17 protein-coding genes are annotated in these 20,600 nt (G+C 69.5%); 13 read left to right on the forward strand and 4 right to left on the reverse strand.

Annotated features, from left to right (window positions below; genetic code table 11):
* The first annotated feature begins 68 nt into the window (after window positions 1-68).
* Window positions 69-1,067 (forward strand): LLM class flavin-dependent oxidoreductase, encoded by a 999-nt coding sequence (locus DFI_RS13895; protein ID WP_022802400.1) that lies wholly within the window; start codon window positions 69-71, stop codon window positions 1,065-1,067.
* Window positions 1,068-1,150: 83 nt separating this feature from the next.
* Here the strand turns inward: DFI_RS13895 and DFI_RS13900 are convergent, their stop codons facing one another.
* The gene (locus tag DFI_RS13900; RefSeq protein ID WP_051308248.1) at window positions 1,151-1,633 is read right to left on the reverse strand and encodes a DinB family protein; all 483 of its coding nucleotides are present in this window, start codon (window positions 1,631-1,633) and stop codon (window positions 1,151-1,153) included.
* 426 nt (window positions 1,634-2,059) lie between these two features.
* On the opposite strand from DFI_RS13900, the gene menC reads away from it, so the two are divergent.
* From menC to DFI_RS13955, 11 genes are all read left to right on the forward strand, one after another.
* Window positions 2,060-3,190 carry an o-succinylbenzoate synthase gene (gene menC / locus DFI_RS13905; RefSeq protein WP_027464049.1) on the forward strand — a complete coding sequence of 377 codons (1,131 nt, stop codon included), beginning with the start codon at window positions 2,060-2,062 and terminating at the stop codon, window positions 3,188-3,190.
* The gene (locus DFI_RS13910; protein WP_022802397.1) at window positions 3,187-3,939 is read left to right on the forward strand and encodes a GNAT family N-acetyltransferase; all 753 of its coding nucleotides are present in this window, start codon (window positions 3,187-3,189) and stop codon (window positions 3,937-3,939) included. Before menC ends, DFI_RS13910 begins: the two co-directional genes overlap by 4 nt.
* Entirely contained in the window at window positions 3,933-4,961 is a 1,029-nt protein-coding gene (locus tag DFI_RS13915) for an ABC transporter permease (protein ID WP_027464050.1), read from the forward strand. Before DFI_RS13910 ends, DFI_RS13915 begins: the two co-directional genes overlap by 7 nt.
* On the forward strand, window positions 4,958-5,971 hold the full coding sequence (locus tag DFI_RS13920; protein ID WP_244940385.1) for an ABC transporter permease: 1,014 nt from the start codon (window positions 4,958-4,960) through the stop codon (window positions 5,969-5,971). The genes DFI_RS13915 and DFI_RS13920 overlap by 4 nt, the downstream gene beginning before the upstream one ends.
* A 78-nt stretch (window positions 5,972-6,049) precedes the next feature.
* Window positions 6,050-7,723 carry an ABC transporter substrate-binding protein gene (locus DFI_RS13925; protein ID WP_027464052.1) on the forward strand — a complete coding sequence of 558 codons (1,674 nt, stop codon included), beginning with the start codon at window positions 6,050-6,052 and terminating at the stop codon, window positions 7,721-7,723.
* 57 nt (window positions 7,724-7,780) lie between these two features.
* Window positions 7,781-9,283, forward strand: coding sequence for a serine hydrolase domain-containing protein (locus DFI_RS13930; RefSeq protein ID WP_027464053.1), 1,503 nt, complete (start codon window positions 7,781-7,783; stop codon window positions 9,281-9,283).
* Window positions 9,280-10,911 (forward strand): N-acyl-D-amino-acid deacylase family protein, encoded by a 1,632-nt coding sequence (locus DFI_RS13935; protein WP_027464054.1) that lies wholly within the window; start codon window positions 9,280-9,282, stop codon window positions 10,909-10,911. Before DFI_RS13930 ends, DFI_RS13935 begins: the two co-directional genes overlap by 4 nt.
* Window positions 10,908-12,020, forward strand: a complete 1,113-nt coding sequence (locus DFI_RS13940) for a dipeptidase (RefSeq protein WP_244940386.1) — start codon at window positions 10,908-10,910, stop codon at window positions 12,018-12,020. Before DFI_RS13935 ends, DFI_RS13940 begins: the two co-directional genes overlap by 4 nt.
* A gap of 72 nt (window positions 12,021-12,092) precedes the next feature.
* Window positions 12,093-13,526 (forward strand): serine hydrolase domain-containing protein, encoded by a 1,434-nt coding sequence (locus DFI_RS13945; protein WP_043779407.1) that lies wholly within the window; start codon window positions 12,093-12,095, stop codon window positions 13,524-13,526.
* A gap of 12 nt (window positions 13,527-13,538) precedes the next feature.
* Complete coding sequence (locus DFI_RS13950; protein WP_022802389.1) at window positions 13,539-14,390, forward strand: MurR/RpiR family transcriptional regulator; 852 nt, start codon at window positions 13,539-13,541, stop codon at window positions 14,388-14,390.
* Between the two features lie 166 nt (window positions 14,391-14,556).
* Window positions 14,557-15,501: a homocysteine S-methyltransferase family protein gene (locus DFI_RS13955; protein ID WP_027464056.1), complete on the forward strand. Its 945-nt coding sequence runs from the start codon at window positions 14,557-14,559 to the stop codon at window positions 15,499-15,501.
* A gap of 252 nt (window positions 15,502-15,753) precedes the next feature.
* Here the strand turns inward: DFI_RS13955 and DFI_RS13960 are convergent, their stop codons facing one another.
* The 3 genes from DFI_RS13960 to DFI_RS13970 all read right to left on the reverse strand — a co-directional run bounded on the left by DFI_RS13960 (window position 15,754) and on the right by DFI_RS13970 (window position 19,088).
* Window positions 15,754-16,752 (reverse strand): transposase family protein, encoded by a 999-nt coding sequence (locus tag DFI_RS13960; RefSeq protein ID WP_118375969.1) that lies wholly within the window; start codon window positions 16,750-16,752, stop codon window positions 15,754-15,756.
* A gap of 87 nt (window positions 16,753-16,839) precedes the next feature.
* The gene (locus tag DFI_RS13965; RefSeq protein WP_027463603.1) at window positions 16,840-18,159 is read right to left on the reverse strand and encodes a multicopper oxidase domain-containing protein; all 1,320 of its coding nucleotides are present in this window, start codon (window positions 18,157-18,159) and stop codon (window positions 16,840-16,842) included.
* A 74-nt stretch (window positions 18,160-18,233) separates the two neighbouring features.
* The gene (locus DFI_RS13970) at window positions 18,234-19,088 is read right to left on the reverse strand and encodes a hypothetical protein (protein ID WP_118375970.1); all 855 of its coding nucleotides are present in this window, start codon (window positions 19,086-19,088) and stop codon (window positions 18,234-18,236) included.
* A gap of 376 nt (window positions 19,089-19,464) precedes the next feature.
* Between DFI_RS13970 and DFI_RS13975 the strand changes: the two genes are divergently transcribed.
* Entirely contained in the window at window positions 19,465-20,487 is a 1,023-nt protein-coding gene (locus DFI_RS13975; RefSeq protein ID WP_162145426.1) for a GGDEF domain-containing protein, read from the forward strand.
* The last annotated feature ends 113 nt before the right edge of the window (window positions 20,488-20,600 follow it).

Below are 20,600 nucleotides of genomic sequence, written 5' to 3' on the forward strand. Positions count from 1 at the left end.
CGACCGCTGCTCGCCTGGCCCTTGGATCCCGCCGCTGCCTGCGCCCCACCCCCCTCCTGAGGCTCCCTATGACCCCTGCTGTTCCCCTGTCCCTGCTTGACCTCACCCGAGTCCGGAAGAACGAATCCGCCGCTGACGGCATCGCCCGCAGTGTGCGTCTGGCCCGCACCGCCGACCGCCTCGGGTATCACCGCCTGTGGTTCGCCGAGCACCACAACGCACCCACCATCGCGTCCGCGGCCACCGCCCTGATGATTCAGCATGTGGCCGCGCAGACCGACCACCTGCGAGTGGGCGCCGGCGGGGTGATGCTGCCGAACCATTCGCCGCTCGTGATCGCCGAGCAGTTCGGCACGCTCGAAACGCTTCATCCGGGCCGCATCGACCTGGGTCTGGGCCGCGCCCCCGGCACCGACGGCGCGACCATGCGGGCCCTGCGGCGCGACGGACGCGAAGCCGACCGGTTTCCCCACGACGTTCTCGAACTGCACGGCTACCTCAGTGGTCAGTCCCGCATCCCCGGCGTGAACGCGTACCCGGGTGCGGGCACCCATGTGCCGCTCTACATTCTCGGATCATCGCTGTTCGGTGCACAACTGGCCGCCCAGTTCGGCCTGCCGTACGCCTTCGCGTCGCACTTCGCTCCCGCGGCACTCAACGACGCGGCCCGGATCTACCGTGAGACCTTCGACCCGGGCGGTCCTCTCGCCGGGCCGGACGCGAAACCGCACTTCATCGCCGCCGTGAACGTCATCGCGGCGGACGACGAGAGCACGGCCCTCGAACAGCGGCGGCAGGCCGAGGACGGCTGGCTTCAGACGTTCCTGGGCCGCGGCACCCCCCTGAGTCCGGAGGACCTGGCGGCCGTCCGGGGACACCCCCAGGCGCAGCAGATTCTGGGCATGCTCGAACGCACCGTCGCGGGCACGCAGGCTCAGGTGGCCGGCGGCCTCGAGGCGCTCGTCCGGGAAGTGCAGGCCGACGAGCTGATTCTGGTCAACCTGGCCGTGGCCGAAGAGCACCAGCACCGCACGCTGGAACTGCTCGCTCCCAAGACCACCTCCTGAAAGGAAGTGTAAGGACCGCCGCGCTCCCCACTGGGGACCGTGACGCCCCCTGAGGCGGGGGCGTTTTGCTGTGGTGCTGCGCCCTAAGGGTGGAGGGTGGTGGCGAGGAGCCGGACCGCACCCAGGTGATAGGCACTGTGGGCCAGGATGCTCAGAAAGCCGCCGATGGGGTCGTCGTCCCACACGTCGATGTCACTGAGGTGCGTCATGGCGGCGGCGTATTCGTCCCGGAGGGCCTGCCTGAGGCGGTCCCACTGCTCTGCGGTCACGCTCCGGGTCTGCCAGCTGCCCGGCCAGTCGGGCTGAACGCCTTCTTCCTGCGCGATGAACCGGCGCAGCGTCTGAATGTAGTAGCGGGTGTGCTCCGTGTGCGCGGCAATGGTCGCGCCGCCCGGGACCAGCGGCGTGGACGCGAGGTCGTGGTCGAGCCGGTCGAGGGTTTCGAAGACGCTGCCGTGGCCTTTTCCGTCGATGTAATGGCTTCCCTGGCCGCCGGTGCCTTCGAAGGTTTCGCGGAGCAGGTCGGTCAGGTTATTGAGGTAGTCCGGGGTGCTGACGGTGGGCATGGGACCTCCCGCGCCGTCCTGAGGATCGGCGCAGAACATGGTGGGGTGGTTTGGTCGGCTTCAGGGCAGAGGGAGGTCGTTGAGGTTGGCCATCGCACACCTGTCGGCGCCCAGGCGAGATCAACGTGGGCGCGCGGAACACCGCCCACTGTACCCGGCTGAGCGGCTGCACGTCACGTGATGCGGCGGATCTGAAGGCGGAAACAACAGGACGGTGCAGTGGTCGCGGTCCTCGCCTGAGCTCCGTCAGTTCTCGACTTGAAAACGGTTCTGCGATCGCGTACGCTTCTGAAAAGCCAACTACAGACTGTCCTGCCTTTGTCGCCGCTCAGTGTCGCCCGCCCGACGCCTGAAGGAGCTGCCCTATGCCGCGATCTGCCCCCGTCCCGTTCCGCTTCCCCGCCCCCCGGCTCCCGGACGCTGCCCATGCTGCTTGAGCGCGCCGAACTGCGCGTCGTCTCCCTGCCGCTGCTGCGCCCCTTCCGGACCTCCTTCGGCGAAATCCGCGACAAGACCTTCATCCTGCTGCGGCTCTACGGCGAAGGCCTGCACGGCGTGGCCGAAGGCGTCATGGACGCCCGGCCGCAGTACCGCGAGGAGACCATCAGCGGCGCGCTGGCCCTCCTGCGCGAAACCATTCTGCCCGACATCCTCGGCCGGCGCTGGGAGAACCCCGAGCAGCTCACGCGCCACCTGAGTGCCGTGCGTGGCAACCGCATGACCCTGGCCACCGTGGAGATGGCCTACTGGGACCTGTGGGCCCAGGCGCGGAACCTGCCGCTGTCCACCGTGCTCGGCGGCGTGCGACACGAAGTGCCGGTGGGCGTCTCGCTCGGCATTCACGCGTCGGTCGACGCCACCGTGGAGAGCGCCGTGCGGCACGCCGAACAGGGGTACCGCCGCATCAAACTCAAGATTCAGCCCGGCTGGGACGTCGAGGTGGTCCGGGCCGTCAAGGCCGCCCTCGGGGCGCTGCCGGTCACCGTGGACGCGAACGCCGCGTACTCCCTGGCGGACCTCAACGTCCTGCGCGCGCTCGATGACCTCGGCCTGGACTACATCGAGCAGCCGCTGGCGTGGGACGACCTGCGTGACCACGCCAAACTCCAGGGGCTCATGCGCACGCCCCTGTGCCTCGACGAGTGCATCACCACCGCCCAGGACGCCCGCAAGGCACTCGAAACCGCGGCCTGCCGCCTCGTCAACATCAAAGTCGGGCGCGTCGGCGGGCACCTCGAAGCCCGGCGGATTCACGACGTGGCCGCCGCCTTCAGCGCCCCGGTGTGGTGCGGCGGCATGCTCGAAAGCGGCGTCGGCCGGGCCCACAACATTCACCTCGCGTCGCTGGCGAACTTCACCAAACCCGGCGACACCAGTTCATCCTCGCGCTACTGGGCGCGTGACCTGATCCACGAGCCGCTCGAAACCCGCGGCGGCCTGATGCCGGTGCCCCCCGGCCCGGGCATCGGCGTGACCCTGGACCTGCCGTTCCTGGAGAGCGTCACCCGGCAGACCGAGCACCTCGGCCCGGTGACGGTGCCGGTCACGCCGGTATGACCGGCGCACTGACCGTCCGGGAGCTCCGGGGCCGGACGGAACTCGCCCTCACGCCGCCCCTGGCACGGGCGGTCTGGGGTGAAGACGACGGCCCGGAAGACCCGGTGCTGCTGCAGGTCGTGCAGCGCGTCGGCGGCCTGGTCGCTGGCGCGGTGGACCCGCAGGGCCAGGTCTGGGCGTACCTCGTGGGGCTGCCGACCGCCCGGGCGGACACCCAGCACTCCCACCGGCTGGGCGTGCACCCGGCCGTCCGGCGCCAGGGGCTCGGCGAACGGCTCAAACGCTTTCAGCAGGCGTGGTGCCTGGAACGGGAGATCACCCGCGTCACCTGGACCTTCGATCCGCTGCTGCTTGCCAACGCCCACCTGAACATCCACCGGCTCGGCGCCGTGGCGGTCGCCTACCTTCCCAACTACTACGGCGAGATGGGCGGCATCAACGCCGGCGTGCCCTCCGACCGCTTCGAGGTGGTGTGGCCGCTGGGCGGCGCGCAGGTCCACGCCCCGTGGCCCACGGGGGCGGCCGTGGATCCCCTCGCGGACGACCTGCCGGTGGACCTGCCCGGCGCGCTGGCCGTCCGCGTGCCGCGCGACTACTACCGCCTCCTCCGTGAGGATCCGGCCCTGGCCCTCGAGTGGCGCCAGCGCAGCGCGCCGCTGTTCAGCCGGCTGTTCCAGGCCGGCCACACCCTCGTGGACGTGGACCTCAGCCGGGGGCAGTACCTCTTCCGCCGGGAGGCGGCATGCTGACGTTCGTGATCCGCCGGCTGCTGGCGCTGCCACTCATTCTGCTGGCCGTGACGCTCTTGATCGTGCTGGTCATGCAGCTGATCCCGCCCGAGCAGCGCGCCGCGGTGTACGCCAGCAACCTGCAGCAGCTCTCCCAGATTCCCGAGATCATCAAGGCCAACCACCTCGACGGCAACGTCTTCGAGCAGTACGGGCTGTGGCTGCGCCAGGCGCTGAGCGGCAACCTCGGCTTCTCGCGCACCAGCGGCCAGCCGGTGCTCCCCACCCTGCTCTCGCGCTTTCCCGCCACCCTGGAACTCGCGCTCTACACCCTCATTCCGCTGATCACGCTCGGCGTCTGGCTGGGCGGTCACGCCGCCGTGCACCGCAACCGCACGGTCGACACGGTCATCCGGGTGATTTCGGTCGTGGGCTACAGCGTGCCCAGCTTCGTGCTCGGCGTGTGGCTCCTGGTGATCTTCTACGGCGCCCTGGACCTGCTGCCCGGCACCGGCAACCTCAGCAACGACGCCGCCGTGCGGCTGCTCACCGGTGAGGTCCGCCACGTGACCGGCCTCGTCACGGTCGACGCGCTGCTCAGCGGGCGGCTCGACGTCTTCTGGGACGCCCTGGTGCACCTGATCCTGCCGGTGTTCACGCTGCTGGTCGTCAGTGGCGCCGGCCTGATCAAAGGCACGCGGGCCAGCATGATCGAGGCGCTGAACAGCGACTACATCCGCACCGCGCGGGCCAAGGGGGTCAGCGAGCGCGTCATCGTCCGCAAGCACGCTCGGCGCAACGCGCTGCTGACCGTGGTGACCCTCTCGGCCCTCAGCGTGTCCGGGCTGCTGCAGGGCGCCGTGATCGCCGAGACCCTCTACGGCTACCCCGGCGTCGGCAGCTGGGCCGCGCAGGCCGCGGCGCTGGGCGACATGCCCGGCGTGCTGGGCTTCGCGCTGCTGACCGCGACCATCGTCGTGACCGTCAATCTGCTCGCCGACCTGGCCTACACCCTGGTCGACCCCCGGGTGCGGTACCTGTGAGCCACGTCACGGCCGGCGATTCCGGGCCCACCCCGGGCCAGCAGGCGGCGCGCGAAGCCGGCGCCCGGGGGCAGCTGCGCCGCCTGCAGCGCAGCCTGCCCGCGCAGTTCGGCGCCCTCTTGATCGGCCTGTTCGTGCTCGTCACGGTGCTCGCCCCGGTGCTCGCGCCGCCGCAGGGCAACTGCCGCCGGGCGCTGGGCATGAGCGCCGAGCAGACGGTGCCCGGCCCGGCGGCGTACCTGCGCGAGCTGCTGCTCACGCCCGAAGCGTGCCTGCAGATGCCCCGCCAGGGCTTCGCCGCCCAGCCCACGCCGCCCGCCCCGGACGCCCCGCTCGGTCGGGTGGGCGGCTACGACATCCGCTACGGGCTGGTGTGGGGGACCCGCACCGCGTTTTTCCTGGGCGTCACGGTGCTGGCCATCACGCTGAGCATCGGCAGCCTGGTGGGCCTGATCGCCGGGTTCTATGGCGGGCTCGCCGACACCCTGCTGATGCGCTTCACCGACGTGATCTTCGCCTTTCCCGCCCTGGTGCTGATGCTCGTCCTCGTCGCCGCGCTCGGCCCGGGGCTGCAGAACATCATCATCGCGCTGAGCCTGGTGTCCTGGGCCGCGCTCGCCCGGGTGGTCCGCTCGGAAGTCTTGCGGCTGCGCGAACTGGAGTTCGTGGCCGCCGCCCAGAGCCTCGGCGCCAGCCCCGGCCGCGTCGCGCTGCGCCACGTGCTGCCCGGCGCGACCGGCCCGCTGCTGAGCCTCGCCGTGCTGGAGATGGGCGCGCTGCCCATCGTCGCGGGCGCACTGTCCTTCCTGGGGCTGGGCACGCCGCTCGGCTTCGCCGACTGGGGCCAGCTGATCGCCCTGGCGCAGAAGTGGATTCAGGGTCCGCCCGGCGAGCCCTTCGCCTACTGGTACGTCACGCTCTTTCCCGGCCTCTGCATCGTCCTGTACAGCGTCGCCTGGAACCTCCTGGGGGACGCCCTCAGCGAAGCGTTCGATCCCCGTAACCGCTGACTTCCCCTCAGCCGCGCCACTCCTGCGGCCCCGCGCGTCCCCTGTCCGCCCGCCCCCCTTCCGTCCGGAGGTTTGCCCATGATGCGTTCCCTGCTGTCCCTGTCCGTTGCCCTGATGGGCTCCCTGGCCGCCGCCACGCCGCGCGACACCCTGGTCTACCAGGTCGCGGCGGCCGTGGCGAGCGTCGAACCCGCGCAGGCCGTCGCCACGTACGACGTGCTGCCCGTTCAGCAGATCTACGAGGGGCTGTACCTGAACAACTTCGGCACGTACACCCCGCTGCTCGCCACCGGCATGACCCAGAGCAAGGACGGCAAGGTCAGCACCTTCACCCTGCGCAAGAACGTGAAATTCCACGACGGCACGGCCATGACCTGCGCCGACGTCGAGTACTCGCTGCGCCGCACCTTCGTCGTCGGCACCGAGACCTCCCTGGCCGCCCAGCTGCGCAGCACCGTCCTCGGCATTCCCGGCTTCACCGCCGACGTCAGGAAGACCTACACCTTCGCCAAACTGGCCGCCGCCGTGCGGTGCAACGCCGCCGGGCAGCTGGTCCTGACCCTGGACCGCAACCTCCCGAGCCTGCTCGACGCCCTGTCCCAGGTGTACGTCGTGCCCCGCAAGGCGCTGGTCGCCGGCGGCGACTGGAGCGGCACCGCCCGGGACTTCGCGGCGTTCCTCGGCAAGGACGTCGCGAACTCCGTGCTGGCCCAGAAACCCGTAGGGACCGGCGCGTACCAGTTCGTGGCGCGCGACCCGAACCGCTTCATCCTGAAGGCCTTCCCGGGCTACTGGGGCGGCGCACCGGCCCTCAAGAACGTCATCCTGCAGAAGGTCGACAGCGACACCGCCCGCGTGCTCGCCCTCCAGAAAGGCGACGCCGACATCGTCATCGTGCCGGACCGCGACACGCTCGCCAAACTCAAGGGCGTGGCTGGCGTCACCGTGTATGAGTCGCTGCCCAGCCGCGACCTGTCCACCGTGGTGCTGTTCAACCAGAACGTCAAGAACTCCGCGCTGCTGCCCGCCGGGCAGCTCGCCGAGAACAACATGCCCGTCAACCTGTTCAGCGACATTCACGTCCGCCGCGGCTTCGCGGCGCTGTTCGACGCGCAGACCTTCACCCGCGACGCCCTGCAGGGCTTCGGGGTGACGAAGAACACCACCCTCCCGCCCAACAACTGGGCCGACGACAAGACCCTGCGGCCCCCCGCGTACAGCCTCAAGACCGCCGAAGCCGAATTCCGTCAGGCCTGGGGCGGCAAACTCTGGAGCACCGGCTTTACCATTCCCATCGACTTCTTCGCCGGCAGCGGCCTGTCCGAGGTCGTGTCCGGCATCTTCAAGCAGAACATCGAGCGGCTCAACCCCAAATTCCACGTGCAGGTGAACACCGTGGAACTCAGCGCCGCCAATGCCGCCCTGCTCGGCGGGAAGCTGCCCGTCGCGGCCCTCACCTGGGGCGGCGCGGACCCCGACACCGTGCTGCGCGGCCTGTACAGCGCCCAGGGCATCCTGGCGCCCGCCACGGGCATCCGGGACGCGAAACTCGAAACGCTGCTCGACCAGGCGAACAACGCGGTCGGCCAGAGCGCCCGCAAGCCGCTGTACCGCACCCTGCTGACCTACCTCAACCAGCAGATGTACGGCTTCCCGCTGCCGCAGCCGCTGACCTGGGCGGCCACCGCCTCGACCCTCAAGGGCTACCAGAACTTCCACCGCACCAACCTCCTGCGCACCCTGTCGAAGTAAGCAGGGAGCGCCGCGCCTACTGCCGCCCGCCTCTTCCCCCGAGCTCAAGGAGTTCCCATGACTGCACCGACGACCCCCGCGACCCCCACCGACCTCGCCGAACGGTTCGAACACGAAGCCCGGCGCCTGCTCGAGGAATTTGACGTGCCTGGCGTGTCCCTCGGGCTGCTGACCCCGGACGGCGACCATGTCGTGACGCTGGGCGTGACCAGCCTGGAAAACCCGCTGCCGGTCACCGCCGACACCATCTTCCAGATCGGCAGCACCACGAAGACCCTGACCTCCCTGACCCTCTCGGTGCTTGAAGCGCAGGGCAAACTCAGCCGCGACGACCTGATCCGCACGCACCTGCCGGACTTCCGGCTCAAGGACGAGTCCGTGGCGGCCGAGCTGACCATCCTCGACACCCTGACCCACCAGGGCGGCTTCCAGGGCGACCTGTTCGAGGACACCGGCGACGGCGACGACGCCCTCGCCAAGGTGCTCGACCTGCTCGCCGACGCGCCGCAGGTGGTGCCCCTGCGCGGGCACTGGAGTTACAACAACGCCGGCTTCTACATTGCCGGGAGGGTCATCGAGGTGGTGACCGGCATGACCTGGGAAGCGGCGGTGACCGAACTCGTGCTCAAACCGCTCGGCATGACCAAGACCCTGTTCTTCCCGAACGAGATCATGACCCACCGCTTCGCCGCCGGGCACAACAAGATCGGGGAGGAGTTCGTCGTGCAGCGGCCCTGGCAGATGGTCCGGTCGGCCGGCCCGGCCGGCAGCACCTGCTCCTCGACCGTGAACGACATGGCCCGGTACGCCCACTACATCATGTCCGGCACGGTGCCCAGCCCCCAGGAGGACACGGGCGCCGGCGCGGAGGACGCCTCCGGGGACACCACTGAGGCCGGTACGGAGGCCGGCGCCGCGACCCTCACCACACTCGACCGGACCCGGCTGTGGGCGCCGGTGCGGTCCATCGGCATCGCCCTCAACGGCTTTCCCGGCGACCAGGGGCAGATCGGGCAGAGCTGGTTCATCGACCAGTACGACGACGCGACGATCCTCAGTCACGGCGGCACCACCGTCGGCCACCAGTCGGATTTCTGGCTGTCCCCGGACCGCAAGGTGGCCTTCATCGCCCTGACGAACGGCAGCAACGGCCACGCCTACAACCGCCGGCTCAGCGAATGGGTCAAACGCGAGGTGCTGGGCCTCACGGCTCCTGACACCGCGGACCACCAGCCCAGCGAGGCCGAACTGCAGGAGCTCGCCGGCACGTACCTGGTCGTCGGGCAGCCGCTCAAGATGGAAGCGGAAGTGCGTGGCGGCGTGCTGACCCTCCTGATTCCCGACACGGCGGCGGGCGGCACCAAGGACGCCGCCCTGCGCTTTATCGCTCCGGACCGCGCGATCATCAGTGGCGGCGACATGGACGGGTACGCCATCGACTTCCTGCGAGACGACACAGGCCAGGTCGAGTTCCTGAAAGTCGTCGTGCGCCTCTACCCCCGCCAGCGCGACGAGGCGCCGGCGACCGCGCAGCCCCTGCCAGCCCTGGAAGAGGCGTGAGCGACGCCGTCTGGATCACGGGCGGCACCGTGATCGACGGTACCGGCGCGCCCGGCCGCCGGGCCGACGTGTTGCTCGAAGGCGGCCGCATCGCCCGGATCGCGGCGCCCGGCACGCCCGCTCCGGCCGGCGCCGAGGTGGTGGACGCCGCGGGGCAGGTGGTCGCCCCCGGCTTCATCGACGTGATGAGTCACTCGGTCGCCTCGCTGCTGCACGACCCCCGCAGCCTGGGCAAGGTCACGCAGGGCGTCACCACCGAAATCATGGGGGAAGGCTGGACCCCCGCGCCCGCCGTGCCCGGGGAACCGCACGGCTTTCCCGTGCACGGCCTGCCCGGCGGAGACGAACGCTGGGCAGCCCGCTCGCGGACCTGGACCCGCTTCGGGGACTGGCTCGCGGCGCAGGAGGAGGTGGGCGCCGCCGTGAACTTCGGCTCCTTCCTCGGCGGGGCTACCGTGCGGATGGCCGCCCGGGGCCACGCCCAGGGGGAGAGCACGCCCGAGGAACTCGGCCGGATGTGCCAGGTGACACGCGAGGCGATGGAAGACGGCGCCTTCGGCCTCGCCACCGCCCTGATCTACCCGCCCGGCAGTTACGCGGGCACCGACGAACTCGTCGCAATCTGCCGGGAGGTCGCGGCTTACGGCGGCATCTACATCACCCACATGCGCTCCGAAGGCGAGGGGCTGCTCGGCGGCCTCGAGGAGGCGCTGGACATCACCGCCCGCAGCGGAGCGCGCCTGCACCTCTACCACCTCAAGGCGGCCGGCCGGCCCGCCTGGCCGCTGATAGAGCCGCTGATCGAGCGCGTGAACGCCGAGCGCGCCGCGGGCCGCGACATTCACGCCGACATGTACCTCTACACCGCCGGGGGGACGGGCCTGTCGGCCGTCACGCCGCCCTGGGCGAGCGAGGACGACGCGCTGCGCACGCGGCTGCTCGATCCGGCGCAGCGCGCCCGCATTCGCCAGGCGATGCTCGAACCCGACGGCACCTGGGAGCCACTGGGCAGCCTGGCCGGCCCCGAGGGGGTCTTCCCGGTGGGCCTGCGGCACCCGGACCACCAGCCCTACGTGGGCCGATCGCTGGCGGAGATCGCTGCCCTGCGCGGCCAGGACTGGATCGACGCGGCCCTCGACCTGATCGCCGCGGAGCCCGGCCGGGTGGGCAGCCTCTTTCACCTGATGAGCGAAGCGAACATCGAACGGCAGCTGCGCGAACCCTGGGTCATGCTCGGGTCGGATGCCGCCGGCTACGACCCGGCCGCCCGGACGGACGGCAGCACCGGCGGGCATCCCCGCTCGTTCGGAAATTTCACCCGGCTGCTCGCCCATTACGTCCGCGGCCGACACCTCCTGACCCTGGAAGACGCCATACACCGCATGACCGGCCTGCCGGCGCAGCACCTGCGCCTCCAGGGGCGCGGTGAACTGCGTGAAGGGGCCTGCGCGGACGTGGTGATCTTCGACCCGGCCGGCGTGCGCGACCGGGCCACCTACGCCGACTCCGAGCAGCTGTCCGAAGGGGTGCGTGACGTCTGGGTGAATGGCGCCCGGGTCCTGCGCGGCGGCGAACACACCGGGGCCCGCCCCGGGCGCCGCCTGTACGGCCCTGGGAGACCCGTGTGACGCGCCCAGTGCCTGATTTTGCCGCACCTGATCCCGCGGCGCCCCTCATCGTGGACGCCCACCTCGACCTCGCCTGGAGCAGCCTGGCCAACGGACGAGACCTCACGCGGCCGGTGGCGGAGATCCGCCGGGCGGAGAGGCGCACGCGGGACAACGTCATGCTGACACTCCCGGACCTGGCGCGCGGCAACATCGCGCTGGTGTTCGGCACGCTGTACGCCCAGCCGGCCAGCCTCTCGTTCGCGCAGGACCTCGTCTCGGCCCACCCGGGCGGGTACACCACGCCCGCCGAGGCGCGCGCCCAGGCGACCGCGCAACTGGAGCAGTACCGGCGCTGGGAAGACGGCGGTCACCTGCGCCTGATCCGGCACCTGCCGGACCTCGACGATCACCTGCGCCGCTGGCCGCAAGACGCGGTGCCCGGCGTGGTCCTGACCATCGAAGGCGCCGATCCCATCCTGGCACCGGACGAGTTCGACTGGTGGTGGCGCCAGGGCGTGCGCTCGGTGGGGCTCGCCTGGACCGGCACCCGCTACGCGGGCGGCACCGGCGACCCGCGCGGCCTCACGCTGCCGGGCCGCGAACTGCTCGCCGCCATGCGGGAACGCGGCGCGCTGCACGACGCGTCGCACCTTGCCGAGGAGGCCTTCTGGGAGGCGCTGGACCTCACGGCCCCCGGCGCCCTGATCGCCTCGCACAGCAACGCCCGGGCCCTGCTGACCTCCGCCGGACGCGCGGACCTGCCGCCCGACCGGCACCTCAGTGACGACATGATCCGCGCCATTGGCGGCCGCTGCGGCGTGATCGGGCTGAACCTCATGAACTCGTTTCTCGACGCCGACTGGACCCTGCAAGGCCGGGCCGTGCCGGTGCGCGTGCGGGACCAGGTCGCGCGGCACTGGGCGTACGTTTCGGAACTGGTCGGGTGGCACAGCGTCGGGATCGGCTCGGATCTCGACGCCGGCGCCGGACGCGAGGAGAGCCCCGAGGAACTCGACGACGCGGCCGACTGGCCGCGGCTGGCCGGCGCCGTGCCCGAAGAGCACCGTGAGGCGGTGCTGGGCGGCAACTGGCTGCGCGTGCTGCGCGCCAACCTGCCCCGCACGTAGTGCCGACCGATTGAACTGACGGAACAGCGCCCCTGGCCTGCCGGCCCACCCGACCTTTCAACGGAGGTTCCCATGACTGCACCGACGACCCCCGCGACCCTTACCGACCTCGCCGAGCGGTTCGAGCACGAGGCCCGCCGTCTGCTCGACGAGCTCGGGATTCCCGGCGTGACCCTCGGGTTGCTGACCCCGGACGGCGACCACTTCGTGAACCTGGGCGTGACCAGCCTGGAAAACCCACTGCCGGTCACGTCCGACACGCTCTTCCAGATCGGCAGCACCACCAAGACCCTGACCTCCCTGACCCTCTCGGTGCTCGAGGCGCAGGGCAAACTGAAACTCGACGATCCGGTCCGCACGCACCTGCCGGACTTCCGGCTGAGCGACGAGTCCGTGGCGGCCGCGCTGACCGTGCGGGACCTGCTCACCCACCAGGGCGGCTTCCAGGGCGACCTGTTCGAGGACACCGGAGACGGCGACGACGCCGTGGCGCGCGTGGTCGATTTCATGGCGGGCGTGGAGCAGATGGTGCCGCTGCGCGGCCACTGGAGCTACAACAACGCCGGGTTCTACGTGGCCGGGCGGGTCATCGAGGTCCTCAGCGGCATGACGTATGACGCGGCGGTCACCGCACTCGTCCTCAGGCCGCTGGGCATGAACGCCACGCTGTTCTCCGCCAACCAGATCATGACCCACCGCTTCGCCGCCGGGCACAACAAGATCGGGGGCGGGATGGCCGTGCAGCGCCCCTGGATGATGATGCGCTCCGCGGCGCCGGCGGGCAGCACCTGCTCGTCGACCGTGCAGGACATGGCCCGCTACGCCCACTACATCATGTCCGGCACCGTTTCAGAGCCCTCCGGTGAGCCGGTGGCCGAAGAGACACAACCGGCCCCGGCCGCGCTGCTGGCCGCCCTGGACCGCAGTCGGCTCTGGGCGAACCCCGTGCCGACCGGCCTGTCCCTCAACGGCTTTCCCGGCTCTTTGGGCGAGATGGGCCAGAGCTGGTTCGTGGACCGGCCGGCCGGCACGCTGATCCTCAGTCACGGCGGCACCACCCACGGCCAGCAGTCGGACTTCTGGGTCGCCCCGGACCGGGGCGTGGCCTTCATCGCCATGACGAACGCGTCGAACGGGCACGCACTGCACCGCCAGCTCAGCGACTGGGTCAAGCGCGAGGTGCTGGGCCTCGGCGCCCCCACCCTCGAGGATTACCCCCTCCCGCCCGAGCAGATGAAGGCGCTGGCCGGCGAGTACGCGGTCTTCGGCCTGCCGGTCCGCGTGACCCTGGTCTTCGACAACGACGCCCTGACGCTGATCCTGCCCACCCTCACCGAGGAGGAACCCGAACGCGTCACGCTGCGCCCGATCGGCCCGGACCGGGCGGTGATCGCCGGGGGCGACACCGACGGCTTCGGCGTGGAATTCCTGCCCGGCGAGGACGGTCACGTGGAGTTCCTGCGGTTCGGCGGACGCCTCTACCCGCGCGCGCCGCAAAGCGTGTAGCGTGAACCGGGCATGACGACGGTTCCTCCCACATCGGTCGCCCCGCCCAGCACGGTGGTCGAGCAACTGCGCGCCGCTCTGGACACCCTGGGGAAGCGCGATCAGCTGATCGCCCGCTTCGTGATCGACCACGCCGAGGAACTGCCGTTCCTCAGTGCCGGCGAGATCGCTGAACGACTCGGTGTGAGCGGCCCGGCCATCACGCGCTTCAGCCAGCGGGTCGGATTCGAAGGGTACCCGCACCTGCAGCGCTTGGTGCGCCAGGACCTGCGCGCCACCCTGGGCGTCAAACAACCCGGGCGGCAGGACGCCGTGGCCGCCAGCTACTGGGCCAGCGAGCGGGCCAACCTCGAGGTGCTGCAGGGCATCGGGGAGCGCCAGCTGCTGCCGTTCGCCGCGGCGCTCACCCAGGCCCGGCAGGTCTGGATCATCGGCGCCCGGTCGTCCTACGGCGTGGCGCTGATCGCCGAGTCGCTGCTCTCACCCTTCCGGCCCCGCGTCCGGGCGCACTCGGCCGACACCCTCAGCGGCCAGCCGGAGCAACTCCTGGAAGTGAACGCCGAGGACGTCGCCCTGGTGTACACGCTGAGGCGCTACAGCCGCGCCACCACGCGCGTCACGACCGCCCTGAACAGCCAGGGGGCCACGGTGCTGCTCATCACCGACCAGGGCGCCTCCCCGCTCGGGAAGATCGCCCACCAGAGCCTCCGCGTGCCCACCCAGGGCTCCGAGGTGGTCGCCTCGCTCGCCCCCTTCATCAGCGTGACCGCCCTGCTCGCCACCCTCGTCGCCCGGGAACTCGGCGGCGGGCACCTGCAGCAGGCCGAGACCCTCAAGGCCGACTTCTCCGTCTACGAGTACTAGGCAGGCGCCCCCGATTCATCCGGACTTCTGAAAGGCAGCCATCAGCGTGGCGTTCCTGACCGGTCACGGAGTGCACAGGGCGTCCGCGCCCCTTTCGGCCTGGTGTTAAGCTGGAGATCCCGTAGCATGCCGCTCCTCAGGCCCCGTCGTTCAGGTGGAGGACACAGTGAGACGACCGCTCCCTCAGCTCACGCGCATCGCTTTGACCGACGGCGGCCTGGAAACCGATCTTCTCTTCAACCGCGGCTTCGACCTTCCCCACTTTGCCTCGGTCGTCCTCCTCGGCACGGCAGAGGGAAGGGCGGCCCTTGAGGCGTACTACCGCCCTTACCTGGAACTGGCGCGCAACGTCGGGTGTGGCTTCATTCTCGAGAGTGCCACGTGGCGGGCCAGCCCCGACTGGGCCTCGCCGCTCGCGCTCCGTCCGGCCGAACTCGACCGGCTCAATCTCGCCGCCGTCGAGCTGCTCAAGGAGCTGAGGTCCGGGTGCGCCATCGACCCGTCTGAGGTCGTGGTCAGTGGTTGCATCGGGCCCCGGGGCGACGGCTATGACCCCGGCCGGGTGATGGGCGTCACTGAAGCCCGTGACTACCACGGGCAGCAGGCGCGGGTGCTGGCCTCAGCGGATGTCGATATGCTTTCGGCCCTCACCATGACCAACATCAACGAAGCGACCGGTATCGCCCTGGCCGCTGCGGAAGTCGATCTGCCGGTCGCCATCTCGTTCACCGTCGAGACGGACGGACGGCTGCCCACCGGGGAATCTCTCGGGGAAGCGGTGACCGCCGTGGATGAGGCCACCGGAGCGTCCCCAGCCTACTTCATGATCAACTGCGCCCACCCCGACCACTTTGTCTCCCTTCTGGAGGACGGCGCAGCCTGGACCCAGCGGCTTCGTGGTGTGCGCGCCAATGCCTCGAGGTGCAGCCACCAGGAACTGGATGCCATGACGGAACTGGACGCTGGCGACCCTGATGACCTGGCGCAGCTTTACCGCACGCTTCTCGAGCGGCACCCGCAACTCACGGTGCTTGGCGGATGCTGCGGAACGGACCTGCGCCATCTCACGGCGATTGCAGAAGCGTGCATGAGGCCGCCAATCTCGTCGTGATCCGGCGCAAGCTGGGGGCGTTCCTGACGTCTGGTCCTGGGCAGTCTCTGGAACGACACTGGACATCCCCCTCGTCTGGGCTGGTCAGGCAGGCCCGGCGTCCAGGTTGCGGGCGTCAACCTCCGGGAAGCCAGGGGTCTGCATCGACACGTCATGACAGGACGCCGTGACGTGGATTGAAGACCGATTGCGCAGTTGGGATGCGAGTTGATCGGGGGAGGCGCTGCCTCCCCCGATCTGTGGTCTGGTGATTCAGGCGAACTGTGGTGCGCGGCTCATGGTGCGGAGATTGACCAGGCCGGCCACACAGCCCCAGAACAGGCCGTGTCGCCGGGTGTCGTTTCGGTAGAACTCCCGGCAAACGTGGAACTTCTTCAGCTTACACACGACGTTCTCCACCGTGATCCGCACCTTGGACATCTGATGGTTGAGCTCCCGCTCCTCCGGACTCAGCGTGCCGCCTTTGGGGCGCATCCGGGGAACGATCACCTCGTGGTCGGGGCACAGCTTGTCCAGGCCCGTGTACCCCCGGTCGCCCCACACGCGACTCCCCCGGGGGAGTCGGGGCAACAGTCGCGATTGTTTCAGGACCTTCATGTCATGGGTGCGCCCGCCGGCGGGCGCACTGAGGTGCACGACGAGTCCATCCGGGGTCACCGCCACCTGCGTTTTCAGCGTATGGGTGCCCTTCTTGACGCTGAAATACTTCTTCTGGTCCTTGGGCCGCCCGACGGCCTTCTTTCCGGGACTGCTGCCTTTCTTCTGCTTGGGTTGTCCTCGGGGCTGCTCCGTGCCGTCGATGATGATGTCGGCGATCTCCGGGAAGGCTTCGAGGACGTCTTCGAGCGTGCGCAGCCGACGACGCGGGGCGTCGTCGGGCGTGACCTTGCGGCTGTCCAGCGTCCGGGCGCGGAGGGGAGCAGGCAGCGCCTGCTCCAGGATCGGCAGGAGCGCATGAACGTTCCGACAGACGTTGGCGGCATCCATCTCGAACAGCACGCCCAACAGATGCATCGGGAGATAGTGTCGCAAGTAGATCAGCGTCAGCAGCAGACGGTGGGGAACATCGAGTTTGAACTGCCGGCCGGCCCCGATACGGCGTTGCCGTCCCTCCCGCAGGAGGGACGTCCGGTGCGCCCGAATCCACAGGGGCTCGAGCTGTTCAGCGAGGAGGGTGAATTCGCTGGGGTTCAGGCCACACAGCGACTCGAAGGACCGGGGACGCTGGGCCAGGCGCGGCACCTGAAGCATGCCGTCACTCTGCCCAATTCACCTCAACTGCGCAACGGGTCTTGAAGCCGCGCTCCCCGGGGAGCGCGGGGCTGGTGGGATACCGGCTCACGGCTCGACGGTCACGGTCGCGGTCATGAAGGGATGTTGCACACAGACCACCGTGTACGTGCCGGCTTGGTCGAAGGTGACGGCGAAGCGCCCCCCCTTCCGCAGCGGCGGCGAGATCGTGACCCCTTTCACCTCAATGGTGTGCACTGCCAGGTCGTCGTTGATCCACACGACCCTGGTGCCGCGCCTCACCTGCAGGGGGGCCGGGGCGTACCGGAACCCGCTGATGTGGACCTCGACCGTTCCGCTCTGCACCGGGACGTTCTGCGCCGGGGGTGTGGAGGTGCCGTGATCGTGCGTGGACGGCATGGCGACCGGCGTTCCGTCTGCTGTCAGCTCGGGGCCACCCACCACCATCAGGTGGATCCCGCCCGGGTCAACGCCGTCGTTCGTGCCGTGCGGCGGGATGTGGTCGTGGAGGGGAAACGTGCCGTCCCGCCCCTTCACCAGCAGGTCATAGCGTTCGCCGGGCGCGATCAAGACGGTGTCGGCCTGGTAGGGGAGAGGCAGGTTCTGCCCGTCCTTGGCGATCACCAGGAAGGTCATGCCGTGCAGGTGCATGCTGTGAACCTCCTGCCCCACGTTCAGCAGGCGGAGCAGATGCACCTCCCCCTGCGGCACCTGGAGGTCAGGAATCAGGGGATGGGCCTTCCCGTTGGCGAGGTGGTAATTGGGCGTGGCCTTGTGCGGCAGCACATCCGGGTCCTGGTGGCTGTCCCACTCATCGAGCATCAGCACATGGTCTTTGACCCAGACCGCCCCCTCCCGCGGCTCGACGATGAGCGCCCCGTACATCCCCATGTCGAGGTGCAGGTTGGTCTCGACGTGGCAGTGGTACATGTGGGTGCCGGCCTCGGTGGCCACGAAGGCGTACGTGTAGCTCTGGCCCGGCAGCACCGCCTGCGAGGTGTGGGGGACGCCGTCCATGGACTGCGCCAGAGAGGTGATGCCGTGCAGGTGAATGGTGTGGGCCCGGCCGGTGGTGTTCCGAAGGGTGATCCTCACCAGATCGCCGACCCCCACCCGCAATTCCGGTCCGGGGACGCTGCCGGGCTGGCCGGGGAGGCTGAACGCCCACTGCTTCACCCGCACGCCGGGCGCGATCTCCGTCTCGATCTCGTGAACTTCCAACGTGAATTCACGCACCTGGCCAGTGAAGCTGTTCAAGGGCACCGTGCCGTTCGGCGCCTGCGTGAAGGCCCGGATCAGCGCGTCACGGGAAGCGGCGGGCGCCTCATGAACGTGCGGGACGTCCTGCGCTCCGACGGCACCGCCGAGGAGCAGGAACAGCATCCCGAGGAACGAAAGGCGGCACATGCGTGAGGGCAAAGGCAACATGTCAGCTCCAGAACGTCGGGCAGGGACGCATTCCGTCCCTGCCCGCGGGGGAACTACTTGACGCTCAGCCCCGTCATCATGCCCAGCATGAAGTGCGGCATGTGCTCCTTGGCGCTGGGCAGGAAGCAGACCACGATGTACTCCCCGGGGGTGAGGTCGAAGGACACGAAGGCGCTGTGGCCCTTGGAGATCGCCTCCAGTCCGCCCACGTCCTCGAAGGGGGGCTCACCGGCCTGGGAGGGGTCGGGCGCCTTGAAGAAGGCTTCCACGTCCGACACCTTTTTGCCGTCCTTGAGCCGCATCAGCATCACGTGATGCGTCTCCTGGCCCGCATTGGAGACCTCCCACACCTGCTTCCCGGCCTTCACAGTCGCGGGGAGCACGACCTTGAAGTCCTGCAAGGTGGCCTTCACGTCCGCCTTGGGCGCCGTAACGCCGTTCGCTGCGCCGGCGACGGTGAAGGAACGGTACTGACCCAGGTCGTACAGCGGCTTGCCGTCCTCACTCGCGCCAAAGCCGAACACCACGTAGCGGCCGGGCGTGAGAGTGGTGCCGAACTCGAAGGTGCCGCCCGGCATCACCCCAGCGCTACCTCCCGTGAATTCGGCGATCTTCTCAATGGCGCTCATGTTCTCGCCGTGAGACGCCATCAGCTCGCCCAGGGCCGCCTTGACGTCGGCATCGCTCACGTTCCCCTTGAGCCGCGCCACGACAGGCGCGAAAGGCTGCCCGGCCGTGTTGCTGAAGGCGAAGGCGGTGTAGCCCGGGGCCACGCTGGCAGGCCCGTCGAGCGTGAACACCGCGTCCTTCTCCGACAGGGTGAACGTGGTCGCCTCGTCGTGCCCGGCGTGCGCGAGGGCGGCGGCGGTCAGAGCGAGGGACAGGGTGGCGATCAGCATCTTGTTCATGGTGTGCTCCTTCAGGCGAGGCACTCCTCACGTGAGCGCCGCCTCTTGAAGCACACCGTAAAAAAAGCATGATGGCTGGAGGATGATGCTCGTGGCTGCCCTGGTCCGTCGGAGTGAGCGGACCGGACGGCAGACCCCTGGGTCACGATCCGCGCTCCGACGGAGTGGGGCAGGTGAGCCCTGCGGAAATGTGGCCAGCACGTGAACGTCTGCCAGGGTGGGCGCCGGTGCAAATCCTAACTTCTGCCACCCACGGTCCCGACCCTCCCGTCAATCCTGTCCCTGGCATCCTCTAAAGTTGATGAAGATGACGAGGTTGACTGGGCAGGGACTTCCCCTGGACGAAACCCACAGGACGTCTGACGGGGCGGTCCAGGTGGGCGAAGTCCTTCGGCGCAAGCTCTACGTCGTCTGCTCGGTGTTCGGCGGGCTGGTCGCTCTTGTCCTCCTGCTCGTCGAACTCCTGGGCGCTGCCCCGAATGCCTCGTTGCTGTTCACGTACGCCGCTCAACTCCTGCTGACCCTCTGGTGTACGCAGTGGCTGCTGCGTGGCCGTCCGATCTACACCGGGGAGCGAATCGTGCTGCTGTGCAATGTCGTGACGATCGTGCTGCAGTCGGTTCAGGTCGGACGGACCGACACGCCGGAGTCCCTGCTGCTGCTTCAGAGCATTTTCAATCTCCTGCTGGCCACCAGCATCCTCGGGTACATGATCCTCAGGCAACGACACGCGCTGATGCTGGGGGTGGGCACCTACGCCGTGAGCACCCTGATCATCGCGCTGCGCGACGGGTTTCTGGATCAGGGCCTGACGGTGCTGCGCATTCACCTGAGCACCGCCGCCCTGCTCCTCCTGCTCCACGCCCTGGCGTGGTACCGCGTGCAGTACACCCAGGAATACCTCCACCGCCTTCGACTGGAAAAGCAGGCGACGACGGACCCGCTCACCGGCCTGCTGAACCGCCACGGCCTGTACCCGCATGTGCAGACGGTCCTGCACTCGGGGGGCAGTCCCGGGAGCGTCATCCTGCTGGACCTCGATCACTTCAAGGGCGTGAATGACCGCTTCGGGCACCTGATTGGGGACGACGTCCTCGTCCGGACCGCACAGATGCTGAACGATCACCTGCGGCTCCCGGGCGTGGTGGGGCGGTGGGGCGGCGAGGAATTCCTGATCGTCCTCCCGGGCATGACGCAGGAGGAGGCGGGGCGGGTCGCGGATCACCTCCGCCTTCAGCTGAGCAGGGAGCCCCAGCCGGTGGTCGGGACGGTGACCGCCAGCATGGGTGTGGCGCAGGCCCTGGAGGCCGAGGGCATGACGGAGCTGCTGCACCGCGCCGATCAGGCCCTGTACCAGGCCAAGGCGGCCGGGCGAGACAGCGTCGTCGTCGCGGCCTGACGGCTGGCGGGGCCGTTCCGGCTGGCGTGCTGAGGGGGGCCGGTCCCGGAGCGGTGTTTGGGGCGGCGCCAAAGGGGTGGGCCTGATGCGGCGGTGGAGCCTCCCAGGTTGAC

It is taken from the genome of Deinococcus ficus (assembly GCF_003444775.1).
Lineage (GTDB): Bacteria > Deinococcota > Deinococci > Deinococcales > Deinococcaceae > Deinococcus > Deinococcus ficus.

Coding starts and splice junctions, on each gene's coding strand:
- DFI_RS13895 (WP_022802400.1), top strand. CDS start 69: ATGACCCCTGCTGTTCCCCTGTCCCTGCTTGACCTCACCCGAGTCCGG.
- DFI_RS13900 (WP_051308248.1), bottom strand. CDS start 1,633: ATGCCCACCGTCAGCACCCCGGACTACCTCAATAACCTGACCGACCTG.
- menC (WP_027464049.1), top strand. CDS start 2,060: ATGCTGCTTGAGCGCGCCGAACTGCGCGTCGTCTCCCTGCCGCTGCTG.
- DFI_RS13910 (WP_022802397.1), top strand. CDS start 3,187: ATGACCGGCGCACTGACCGTCCGGGAGCTCCGGGGCCGGACGGAACTC.
- DFI_RS13915 (WP_027464050.1), top strand. CDS start 3,933: ATGCTGACGTTCGTGATCCGCCGGCTGCTGGCGCTGCCACTCATTCTG.
- DFI_RS13925 (WP_027464052.1), top strand. CDS start 6,050: ATGATGCGTTCCCTGCTGTCCCTGTCCGTTGCCCTGATGGGCTCCCTG.
- DFI_RS13930 (WP_027464053.1), top strand. CDS start 7,781: ATGACTGCACCGACGACCCCCGCGACCCCCACCGACCTCGCCGAACGG.
- DFI_RS13945 (WP_043779407.1), top strand. CDS start 12,093: ATGACTGCACCGACGACCCCCGCGACCCTTACCGACCTCGCCGAGCGG.
- DFI_RS13950 (WP_022802389.1), top strand. CDS start 13,539: ATGACGACGGTTCCTCCCACATCGGTCGCCCCGCCCAGCACGGTGGTC.
- DFI_RS13960 (WP_118375969.1), bottom strand. CDS start 16,752: ATGCTTCAGGTGCCGCGCCTGGCCCAGCGTCCCCGGTCCTTCGAGTCG.
- DFI_RS13965 (WP_027463603.1), bottom strand. CDS start 18,159: ATGTGCCGCCTTTCGTTCCTCGGGATGCTGTTCCTGCTCCTCGGCGGT.
- DFI_RS13970 (WP_118375970.1), bottom strand. CDS start 19,088: ATGAACAAGATGCTGATCGCCACCCTGTCCCTCGCTCTGACCGCCGCC.